The 11809-nt window shown below is 71.6% G+C and carries 4 protein-coding genes and 2 pseudogenes; 3 read left to right on the top strand and 3 right to left on the bottom strand.

The features are described 5' to 3' along the window. Positions 1-744: pseudogene (locus AB0F61_RS10300) on the top strand (hypothetical protein); the annotation flags it as partial. Between the two features lies 1 nt (position 745). Further along, the gene (locus AB0F61_RS10295) at positions 746-1456 is read left to right on the top strand and encodes a class F sortase (protein WP_357806523.1); all 711 of its coding nucleotides are present in this window, start codon (positions 746-748) and stop codon (positions 1454-1456) included. A gap of 67 nt (positions 1457-1523) precedes the next feature. Here the strand turns inward: AB0F61_RS10295 and AB0F61_RS10290 are convergent, their stop codons facing one another. Further along, entirely contained in the window at positions 1524-6593 is a 5070-nt protein-coding gene (locus AB0F61_RS10290) for an NAD-glutamate dehydrogenase (protein WP_357806518.1), read from the bottom strand. Between the two features lie 289 nt (positions 6594-6882). Between AB0F61_RS10290 and AB0F61_RS10285 the strand changes: the two genes are divergently transcribed. Then, positions 6883-8847: a penicillin-binding transpeptidase domain-containing protein gene (locus AB0F61_RS10285; RefSeq protein ID WP_357806515.1), complete on the top strand. Its 1965-nt coding sequence runs from the start codon at positions 6883-6885 to the stop codon at positions 8845-8847. A gap of 865 nt (positions 8848-9712) precedes the next feature. Here the strand turns inward: AB0F61_RS10285 and AB0F61_RS10280 are convergent. After that, positions 9713-10681: pseudogene (locus tag AB0F61_RS10280) on the bottom strand (arginase family protein); the annotation flags it as partial. A gap of 66 nt (positions 10682-10747) precedes the next feature. Further along, positions 10748-11671: a tetratricopeptide repeat protein gene (locus AB0F61_RS10275; RefSeq protein WP_357806513.1), complete on the bottom strand. Its 924-nt coding sequence runs from the start codon at positions 11669-11671 to the stop codon at positions 10748-10750. Positions 11672-11809: the final 138 nt, after the last annotated feature.

Here is an 11809-nt window from a genome sequence, read left to right as displayed (position 1 = left end):
AAGTACGGCTCCGACAAGAGCTGGGACTCCAAGGACGAGCACGGCTCCGACAACGGCCGGGACTACCGGGGCGAGGACGAGTACGGCTCGGACAACGGCCGCGACTCCCGCGACGAGGACAAGTACGGCGACGAGGACAAGTACGGCTCCGACAAGAGCTGGGACTCCAAGGACGAGCACGGCTCCGACAACGGCCGGGACTACCGGGGCGAGGACGAGTACGGCTCGGACAAGGGCCGCGACTCCCGCGACGAGGACAAGTACGGCTCCGACAAGGGCCGCGACTCCCGCGACGAGGACAAGTACGGCTCCGACAAGGGCCGCGACTCCCGCGACGAGGACAAGTACGGCTCCGACAAGGGCCGCGACTCCCGCGACGAGGACAAGTACGGCTCGGACAACGGCCGGGACTCCCGCGACGAGCACGGCTCCGACAAGGGCCGGGACTCCCGCGACGAGCACGGCTCGGACGAGGACAGCTGGGAGAAGGAGCGCGAGTTCGTCTACTACGGCGAGGCCAAGGTCGACAAGGACGCCAAGCCGGGTCGCTACGAGCTCAAGGGCTCGTGCGGCGAGGGCGAGCTCGTCGTGCTGCCGCACGGCGGTGTCGACGGTGGTGACGGTGGCGCCAGCACCGGTACCGACCGTGGCCTGGCCACCGGCGGGGCGGGCCTGCTCGGCGCTGCCGCGCTCGGCGGGATCGTGCTGATGCGTCGTCGGCGGACCGATGGTTCGCTCGTCTGATGTGACGACGACACGGGCCGGCGGCCGTCACGGGAGACCGTGGCGTGCCGCCGGCGCGGCCGTCGTCGTCACCACGGCCATGATCGGCGCCGGCATGATCGGCTTCGCCCTGCAGACGACGCCACCGGCCCGACCGCCGCAGCCGCTGGCCCAGGCCGGTCCCGAGGTGAGCGGGCCGGCCGCCACCGCCACCGCCGTCCCGCCGGTCGACGGGCAGCCGGTCGGCCAGGGGGATGTGCCGGCGGGGCTGGCACGCTCCGCGCCGACAAGCATCGAGATCCCCCGGATCGGCGTCAACGCGACGGTCCTGTCACTCGGCACCAACCCGGACGGCACCGTCCAGGTCCCCCCGTTGGAGCAGGCCGACCAGGCTGGGTGGTACGAGCCGGGCGCGAGCCCCGGCGAGACCGGTAACGCGGTGATCGTCGGGCACGTGGACTCGGCGAAACTCGGCCCGGCCGTCTTCTTCGACCTCGGCTCCCTCGTGCCCGGTGACACCATCACCGTGCGGCGGGCGGACGGCCAGCCGGCCACGTTCCAGGTCGACTCGGTGAAGTCGTACCCGAAGACGGCCTTCCCCACCGAGTTGGTGTACGGGCCCAGCGACCGGCCCAGTCTGCGGGTGGTCACCTGCGGTGGTCAGTTCGACGAGGCCGCCAAGAGCTACCCGGACAACATCGTCGTCTTCGCCACCCTGGTGGCCGATCGCTGACGAGACGAAACGCGGTCCGGCCGGTCGGGGTGACCCGACCGGCCGGACCGCGTCCGGCGTACCTGACTCAGGCGGCCGCGGAGGTCCGCACCAGGGTGCGGATCTGGCGCAGCAGCACCGACAGGGCGGCGAGGTCCGCCCGCGACTCGTCGAACTCCCCCATCGCCCGCCGGGCGCGGTGGATCGAGGTCGCGTTCGACTGCTCCCACTGCTGCACCCGCTCGTGCGGCGGCAGGTCCTCCGGGGTGGAGCCGAGCACCTCAGCGGTGAGCGCGGCCAGCGCGGCGTACAGGTCGTAGCGCAGCGCCATCCGGGCCAACGTCTGCCAGCGGTCCTCCCGAGGCAGCAGGGAGATCTTCGACAGCAGCGAGTCCACCCGGAACAGGTCGGACAACACGAAGTAGACCGAGGCCACCTCGCTGACGTCCCGCCCGCTGGCGTTCGCCGTCTCCACCACGTCCATCAGACCGAAGCTGTACATCAGCCGGGTCGCGCGTTCGGCCAGCTCGCGGGGCAGCCCACGCTCGGTCATCGAGTCCATGTGCGCGGCGATGCCCTGCCGCTCGTTGCCGTAGAACAGCTCCTCAAGCCCCGGCAGCAGCCGGGTGACGCCGTCGCGCAGCCGGGCGATCTCGGCCGGCACGTCGATCGGCGAGCGCCGGTTGGACACCAGCCACCGCACCGCCCGGTCGAGCAGCCGACGGGTGTCCAGGTAGACACTTGTCTGCAACTCCGGCGCGACCTTGTTGTCGAGCGCCTCGACCGCGTCCCACAGGTCGCGGAGACCGAACACCTCGCTGACCACCACGTACGCCCGGATCACGTCCGCGGCGCTGGCCGCCGTCTCCTCGACCACCCGGAAGATGAACGAGATGCCGCCCCGGTTGATCGCCTCGTTGACAAGCACCGTGGTGACGATGTCCCGGCGCAGCCGGTGCCGGCCCATCCGGTCGGCGAACCGCTCACGCATCGGCGTCGGGAAGTAGTTGACCAGGACCTCGGTCGTCCACTCCTCGTCCGCCAGGCCCTCGGTGAGGATCTCCCGTTCCAGGACGATCTTCACGTACGCGAGAAGCACCGCGAACTCGGGCGCGGTCAGCCCGGACTCGCTGCGGACCGCCAGCTCCTCATCCGGCGGCAGCGCCTCCAGCGCCCGGTCCAACCCGCCGGACCGCTCCAGCTCGTTGATCATCCGACGGTGCACCGGGAGCAGCGAGGCGGCCTGCGCCTGGGCGTTGTTGATCGCCCGTGCCTGGTCGTAGTTGTCCCGCAGCACCAGCTCGGCGACCTCGTCGGTCATCCCGGCCAGCAGCTCGTCGCGCTCGGCCGTGGTCAACTCGCCGTCGGCCACCGCCGTGTTCAGCAGGATCTTGATGTTCACCTCGTGGTCGGAGGTGTCCACCCCGGCCGCGTTGTCGATGAAGTCGGAGAAGATCCGGCCGCCGGTCAACGCGTACTCGATCCGGCCGAGCTGCGTCCAGCCCAGGTTGCCGCCCTCGCCCGCGACCCGGCACCGCAGGTTGCGCCCGTCCACCCGGATCGCGTCGTTGGACTTGTCGCCCACCTCGGCGTTGGTCTGGGTGGACGCCTTCACGTAGGTGCCGATACCGCCGTTCCAGAACAGGTCCACCGGAGCGGTGACGATCGCCTTCATCAGCTCCTGCGGCGACAGGTGCGTGACGTCGTCGTCCAGGCCGATCGCCGCCCGGACCTGCTGCGTGATCGGGATGGACTTCGCGGTACGCGGGAAGATGCCGCCGCCGGCCGAGATCAGCTCCGGGTTGTAGTCCTCCCACGAGGACCGGGGCAGGTCGAACAACCGCCGCCGCTCCGCGTACGAGGTGGCCGCGTCGGGCTCCGGGTCCAGGAAGATGTGCCGGTGGTCGAAGGCGGCCACCAGCCGGATGTGCTCGGACAGCAGCATCCCGTTGCCGAACACGTCGCCGGACATGTCACCGACGCCGACCACAGTGAAGTCCTGGGTCTGGGTGTCCAGGCCCAACTCCCGGAAGTGCCGCTTCACCGACTCCCAGGCGCCCCGGGCGGTGATGCCCATCTTCTTGTGGTCGTAGCCGGCCGAACCGCCGGAGGCGAACGCGTCACCCAACCAGAAGTTGTGCGCCGTGGAGATCTCGTTGGCGATGTCGGAGAACGTCGCGGTGCCCTTGTCGGCCGCGACCACCAGGTACGGGTCGTCGCCGTCGTGCCGGACCACGTCCTCGGGCGGCACGATCTGCCCGCTGACGATGTTGTCGGTGACGTCGAGCATCGCGCCGACGAACTCCTGGTAGCAGGCGACCGCCTCGTCCCGGTCACCCGGCTTCTGCTTCAGCACGAAGCCGCCCTTGGCGCCCACCGGCACGATCACGGTGTTCTTCACCATCTGCGCCTTGACCAGACCGAGCACCTCGGTCCGGAAGTCCTCCCGACGGTCGGACCAGCGCAACCCGCCCCGGGCCACCGGCCCGAACCGCAGGTGCACGCCCTCGAACCGGGGCGAGTAGACGAAGATCTCGAACTTCGGGCGCGGCGCCGGCAGGTCCGGGATGGCCTGCGGGTCGAGCTTGAACGCCACGTACGCCTTCGGCCGCCCGTCGGAGCGCCTCTGGTAGAAGCTGGTCCGCAGGGTCGCCTCGATGAGCGTCAGGTACGAGCGCAGGATCCGGTCCTGGTCGAGGCTCGCCACGTCGTCCAGCCCGGCCCGGATCGTCTCCACCAGCTCACCACTGCGCTGCTGCCGCTGCTCGGTGGTCTGCTCGCCCGGCGCGAACCGGGTCTCGAACAGCTCCACGAGCAACGCGGCGAGCTTCGGGTACGCGATGAAGGTCTGCTCCATGTAGTCCTGGGAGAAGACCGTGCCGGCCTGCCGCAGGTACTTCGCGTACGCCCGCAGCACCACCACCTGCCGCCAGGTGAGCCCGCCGCGCAGCACCAGCTCGTTGAACCGGTCCACCTCGGCCTCGCCGCGCCAGGCCGCCGCGAAGGCGTTCTCCACGTGCGGGCGTACCTCGGCCAGCTCGTGGTGCCCCTCGGGCAGCATCAGGCCGAAGTCGTACAGGTAGACCCGCCCGTCGATCCGGTCCACCTCGTACGGGTGCTCGTCGACCACCCGCACACCGAGGGAGTGCAGCACCGGCAGCACGGCGGAGAGCATCATCGGTTCGCCGTACCGGTAGACCTTGAACCGGACGTCCATCGCCTCGGCCAGGTCCGCGCCGGGCACCCGGGTGCCGGGGCGGGGCGCGAGTTGCTTGCGGAACAGGTGCATCTCCAGCTGGCCGGGCTCCTCCAGCAGCTCCAGCTTCGCCAGGTCCTTCATCGCCTCGTACGGCGTGTGCCCGTCCTTGTAGCCCTCCGGGAAGGCGTCGGCGTACCTGGTGAACAGGTGTTTGGCCTGCTCGTCGCCGAGCTTGCGCTCCAGCACCAGCCGGTAGTCGTCGTCCCAGAGTCGGGTCGCGTCGGCCAACTCCTCGGCCAACAGGTCGGCGTCGATCTCGCCGGGTGGCCGGGTCGGGTCGGTACGCACGATGAAGTGCACCCGGGCCAGCATCGACTCGGTGACACGGGTGGTGTAGTCCACCCCGACACCGTTCAGCTCACGCAGCAGGATGTCCTGCATGCGCAGCCGGTTCTGGGTGGTGAACCGGTCCCGGGGCAGGTAGATCAGGCAGGAGATGAACCGCCCGTACGCGTCCCGGCGCAGGAAGACCCGTAGCTGCCGGCGACCGGCCATCCGCAGCACGCCGATCACCGCGTGGTACAGGTCGTCGGTCTTGATCTGGAACAGCTCGTCGCGCGGGTAGGTCTCCAGGATCTGGATCAGGTCCTTACCGGAGTGACTGCGCCGGCTCAGGCCGGAGCGGTCCAGCACCTCGGCCACCTTGCGGCGCACCACCGGCAGCTCCCGGACGCTGGTCCGGTACGCGGCGGTGGAGAACAGACCGAGGAAACGGCGCTCGCCGATCACCTCGCCGGCCTCGTTGAAGATCTTGAAGCCGATGTAGTCCAGGTACGCCGAGCGGTGCACTGTGGCACGCGAGTTGGCCTTGGTGATGATGAGCAGGCGCTTCTCCAGCACCTTCTCGTGCGCCTCGGGCGTCATCGACGCCAACGGCCGGGCCTCCGGCGCGTCGGAGCGCAGGATGCCCAGACCGGTGCCGAGCACCGCCTCCAACGCCTTGCCGTCGGCATCGCCGTCCGTGGCGTCCACCAGCCGGTACTCGCGGTAGCCGAGGAAGGTGAAGTGGTCGTGGGCGAGCCACCGCAGCAGCTCCACCGAGTCGGTGATGTCCTTCTCCGGCACCGGTGGGCGGTTGTCGGCGGTCCGCGCGGAGGCCAGCTCGTCGGCGAGCGCGAGGGCGCGCTGCCGCATCTTCGGCCAGTCCTCCACCGCCTCCCGCACGTCGGTGAGCACCCGCTGCAACTCGTGGCGCAGCCGGTCCCGCTCGGCCGCGTCCCGGACCGGGTCGATCTCGATCCGCATCCAGCTCTCGATGATGTCGCCGGCGATCGCGTCGTCCGGCTCCACGTCCGCGGAGACCTCGGTGAGCCGGCCCAACGGCTCACGCCGGACCACCACCAGCGGGTGCACCAGCAGGTGCACATCCAGGTGGTACGAGTTGAGCAGCGCGGTCACCGAGTCGACCAGGAACGGCATGTCGTCGGTGACGATCTCGACGACCGTGTGGTGCTGGTCGGCGTGCGGCTCGTGGATCCGCAGTTTCAACTCGCCTGGCACCCGCTGCTGGGCGAGGTCCCGGTGCGCGCGGGCCGCGTCGAGCATCTCCTCCGCCGTGAAACCGACCAGTTCCTCATCCGGTGCGAACCGCCAGAACCGGCCGACGAGTGTCGCCGCGTCGTGGTCGTCCCCCGCGAGCGCGACAGCCTGGGCCACCAGGCGCTCCGCGTTGGGAACAGGTTCGTCGAGCTCGGCGTCCTCCACGTCGTCGGCCAACGCCTCGGTCGGCAGGCCCAGATCGTAGATGGTGTCGATGCTCGACCCGGTCAGCCCGGTGACTCCCGTGTCGAGCCGGCCGTAGCCGTCCCCGTCGGTCGCCGAATCGAAGCTGTCGTCGTCCCGGCCGGAGTCATCCTGCCGGAGGTCGGGTTCCGGTTTGATCGCCGGACGCCGGTCCATCGGTGCCACTCCCCTCGACCCACCGCGTTGTGGGTCACTCTGCCGCTCAGCCTAGGCCCTGCCGTTGTCAGCCTTCGTCGGCGGACCACAGGCCAGACGTCCGGATCGGGACTTTGTCCTTTCACCCGTTGCGGGTCCGAGGTTGGCCGGCTCCGGGATACCCCGCCACGCGATGTTCATCACACCGGCCCGGCCCGTCTTTGAGCGCGCCCGCCCCGGTGGGGGACGTTGGGGACGTCGTCGGCGTACTACCGTGCGAAGGCGCTCCGAGATCGGAAGGACCAGCTTCATGCCCTCGTCGTACCCTCGGCCCCACCGGCCGAACCCCGTCCGCCGCGTGGTCGCCGCCCTCACCGCGGCGCTGCTCACGGCCGGCGTTCTGGCTGGCTGCTCGGGTGACGACGGGCCGGCGAGCACCGTCGACGCGTTCCTCGACGGTTGGCGCGGCGGCGATCTCCAGGCGGTCGGTTTGATCGACCCGACCGGCAGCAAGCTGCCGTCGGCCGACGTGAGTCGCGAGATCAAGGAGCTCTCCGGTGAGCTGGCGGCGACCCCGCCGACGCTTACGCGTCGCGGCGAGCCGAAGGTCAAGGCGGACATCGCCACCACAACCGTCCAGGTGGAGTGGAACCTGCCCGGTCAGACCCGCTGGACGTACGACCGCGAGCTGCGTCTCGCCCACGGCGACGACGACCAGTGGCAGGTGATCTGGGAGCCGAAGGTGGTGCACGAGCAGCTCACCAAGGGTGACCGGTTGGCGTTGCGCCGCGACGCCGGCACCCGCGCCGGGGTGCTGGACGCTGCCGGGCAACCGATCGTGACCCCCCGGCCGGTGGTGCGGGTCGGCGTGCAGCCCGACGGGGTCACCGACCTCAAGAAGCTCGTGCAGGATCTCGATGCGGCGTTCAAGGCGATCCGCCCCGCCCTGGTCCCCGCTGTCGACCTGACCGACCTGCCCGAGCGGGTGTCCAAGGCCGAGCCGGGAGCCTTCGTCGAGGTGGTGTCGCTCCGCGAGGAGGCGTACCGGCAGATCAAGCCCCGGATCTACGACCTGCCCGGCACCAAGTTCACCTCCGACAAGATCGACCTGGCGCCGACCCGGGAGTTCGCCAGGGCCCTGCTCGGCACTGTCGACGCGGCGCAGGCCGACGACCTCGCCGCACACCCCGACCGGTACGTCGTCGGCGACCTGGTCGGGCACGGCGGGTTACAGGGCCGCTACGACGAACGGCTGCGCGGCGGCACCGGGCTGACCGTGGTGGTCGAGCGTCCCGCCGAGGGCGGCAAACTGGAACCCACCGGCACCGAGTTGTTCCGCCGCGAGCCGCAGCCCGGTCAGGCGCTGAAGACCACGCTCGACGTCGCCGTCCAGAACGCGGCCGACGGGGCTCTGCGCGCCGAGCCGCGGCGGTCCGCGCTGGTGGCGCTTCGAATCAGCGACGGTGCGGTGCTCGCCGCGGCGAACGGCCCCGGGCCGGCCGGGGAAAACCTGGCCTTCGACGCGCAGGTGCCGCCCGGCTCCACGTTCAAGATGGTCAGCACGCTGGGCCTGCTGGACCGGGGCGCGGTCACTCTGGACGGGCCGGTGGCCTGCCCGAAGACCTTCACCGTGGACGGTCGGTCCTTCAAGAACTCCGACAACTTCGAGCTCGGTTCCGTGCCGTTCCGCACCGACTTCGCCAAGTCCTGCAACACGGCGTTCGCCTCGCTGGCCCCGAAGCTCGGCGGCGACGGGCTGGCCGCCGCCGGGCGCTCGTTGGGCCTGGAGGGCGAATGGGACCTGGGCACTGACGCCTTCACCGGCAAGGTGTCCACGGGCGGCAGCCTGGCCGAGCAGGCAGCGGCGTCGTTCGGGCAGGGCACCACGCTGGTCAGCCCGCTGGCCATGGCCGGTGCCACCGCGGCGGTCGCCCGAGGCCGCTTCGAGCAGCCAAAACTGCTGATCGACCCGGCGCCGGCCAAGCCGGCCCCGGCGGGCGAGCAACTCAAGCCGGAATCGGTAGCGGCACTGCGCGCCATGATGCGCGAGGTGGTCACCACCGGCACCGGCAGCGCGCTGAAGGATGTGCCGGGCGAGGTCTACGGCAAGACCGGCACCGCCGAGTACGACGACAACCCGGCCCACACCCACGCCTGGTTCGTCGGTTGGCGGGGCGACGTGGCGTTCGCCGTCTTCGTGGAGAAGGGTGGCGCCAGCACGGCGTCCGCCGTCCCGATCGCCGAGCGCTTCCTGCGCGCCCTCCCCGCCTCCTGACGCCAGGTCAGGCCCTGCGCGCCCGACCCTGACCCCGCGCGCCGACCAGGCCCCGCGCTGCCTGGTCGGCGACCCGGCACTCTCCGGGCGGCGACCCCGTACTGCCCGGGCGGCGATCCCGCACCGCCCAGGCGGCGATCCCGCGCACTGCCCGGGCGGCAACCCGCGCACCGCCCAGGCGGCGATCCCGCGCACTGCCCGGGCGGCAACCCGCGCACCGCCCAGGCGGCGATCCCGCGCACTGCCCGGGCGGTGACCCCGCACCGCTGGGGCGGTGATCCACTCGGTTTTGCTGAAAACGCGGTGTCCACGGCACCCGGACAGCCCGACATCATTGAAACCGAGTCGATCATGGCCCGGCGGGTCGGGATTGGGGTCAGGCAGTGTCGGCTTTGTGGTGGTCGGAGGGGTTTTCGTCAGGCGACGTGGATCGTCGGAGCAGGCCTGGGCCGGCCGACGCGGGCGGGCCGACCGGCTCCCGCTCGGCAGTAGCCGGAATGTGCGCCGCGCCGCCGGCCGAGTCACCGCCGAACCGTTCGGCAGCAGCCACCTCACCGCCGGCACGGTCGATCCCGGCACGGTCGATCCCGGCACGGTCGATGGCGATGGCCCCCGCGTCGGAGGACCCGGCCTCCGCCAGCCCCCTGGCCTCGACGGACGAGTCCCACGAGGGGGCCTCGGCGAATGACGCCTCGCCGCCGACCACACCAGCCAGCCCGTTGACCCGCTCAACCCGATCCGACCCACCAACCCGCTCCGGCCCACCAACCCGCTCCGGCCCACCAACCCGCTCAACCCGATCCGGCCCGTCGGCCCGCTGGGAGCGGTCGGGTCGCTCGGTGGCGGCCGGGGACCGGCCGTTACCGCGCCGAGGGCCGGGGGTGGGCCGGGACGACAGCAGCCGGGGCGGAACCGCCTCCGGGGCGGTGACCGGGGCCAGGCCGGCGACGACGGTGTTGACGATCTCGGCCGCGTACGAACCGTCGGGGTCGTAGTCGGGGTCGAAGACGGTCAGCTCCACGCCGAGGCAGTGTGGGGTGTCGACCAGGCCGGCGAGCAGGATCTCCAGCTCGGCGAAGGCGATCCCACCGGGGTCGGGGGCGTCGACGGCGGGCATCACCGCGGGGTCGAGCACGTCCACGTCGATGTGCACCCAGTAGCCCGCGCAGTCGGCGAGTTGCTCGTGCGCCCACTGGGCTGTCCGGGCGGCGCCTTCGGCGCGCAGCGCCGGCACCGGCCGGGTGGTGATCCCGGCGGCCTGCAGGTCGAGCCGGTACTCGTCCTGGGCTCGGATGCCGAGCACCACCACGTCGATGTCGCGGAAGTAGGGCCGGCGACCCTCGATCGCGGCCAGGTCGGCCTGGCCGCGCCCGGTGACGAGGGCCAGGTCCTCCCCGGCTGCCGCGCCGACGTAGGAGGCGTTGCCGGGGTGCCGGAAGTCGGAGTGCCCGTCGACGAAGACCAGCCCGATCCGCCCGCCGACGGCTTCACCGAGGCGGTGCATGGCCAGCGCCGAGCCGAGCAGCACGGAGCAGTCGCCGCCGAGCACCACCGGGAACTCGCCCCGGTCGATGATCGAGCCGATCCGTTCGGCGAGGGCCAGCGAGTAGTCGGCGATCTCCCGGGCGTGGCACACCCCGTCGCCGGGCCGCCAGTCGCCCGGGTCGTAGCGGGCCGGGGTGACGCAGCCGGCGTCGCGGGCGCGGAGCCGGGCCAGCAGTTCGTGGTCGCGCAGCGCGCCGGGCGCCTTGGCGCAACCGGGGACCGACGTGGACGTCGGCGGCCGCAGACCGAGATTTGTCGGCGCGTCGAGGACGGCGATCCGGCGCATCATGAGCTCCCGTCCTCGTTTGTCGGGCGGGCCGGCCGGAACGCCGGCCCGCGCTGGCGTGCTACGAACTCAGAACAGGGCGCTGGCCAGTGCCCGGCGCGCCGAGGCGACGGCCGGATCGTCCGGGCCGGCGATGGAGAAGAGCGAGACCAGGTGTTGGCGGGCGGTCTCCCGGTCTTCTCCGGCGGTGCGCCGGACCAGACCGACGAGCCGGGCGTACGCCTGCTCGGCCAGGCCGCTGAGCACCTCGATGTCGGCGGCCAGCAGTTGGGCGGCCACGTCGTCGGGTGCGCTCTCGGCGGCGGCCAGCGCGGCGGCCGGGTCCGCGCCGGCGACCCGTCGGGCCACCCCGACCTGAGCCAGCCCCGCCGTGGCCGCGGCGTCCGCCGGGGCATCGGCCAGAATCTTCCGGTACGCCTGCTCGGCGGCGTCCAGATCGCCGCTCATCAGCGCGTCGTCGGCCTCGTCGAGGCGGGGGTCCTCCGGCTCGGCGACTGTCACGCCGCCGGCCTTGAGCACGGCCTGGATCCACTGCCGAAGCTGGGCCTCGGGCACCACCCCGGAGAAGGCGTCGACCGGCTGACCGCCGACGATCGCGTAGACCATCGGGATGCCCTGGACTCGGAACATCTGGGCGATTCGCGGATTTTCCTGCACGTCCACCCGTGCCAGCACCCAGGTGCCGCCGCCCTCGGCGTTCAACTGCTCCAGGACCGGGGCGAACTCGTCGCTCTCCGGGAAGCCGGCCGCGCCGAAGAACACGACGACGGGCACGGTCATCGACCGTTCGAGCACCTCGGACTGGATTGTCGCCTCGGTGACGTCGATGATGGCGGTGCTCCCGCCGGCGGTGGGCGCGCCGGGGGTGCCGTTGGACGGGCCGCCCTGCGGGGGCGTGCCAGGGCGGGTACTTGCTGGTGCGGGGCCACGCAGCGTGCTGAGGTCGACCGCGCCGCGGGTGAAGATCGACGAGGTGATCCGTGGGTCGCTCATGGTTACCTAGTCTCGCACGTGAGCCGCCGATCTCAGCTCACCCACAACCCCGACGTTGCAACTCTCACCCTGCTCCGCCACCTCGCCCGCACCCCCGCCCCCGGCCCCGGCGATCACGCAATTCCGATCGCCGGAACG

Origin of the sequence: Micromonospora sp. NPDC023888, assembly GCF_040639415.1 — a bacterium.
GTDB lineage: Bacteria > Actinomycetota > Actinomycetes > Mycobacteriales > Micromonosporaceae > Micromonospora.
Note: the sequence above shows the minus strand (reverse complement) of the source record. Positions and strands in the feature narration are given on the sequence as shown.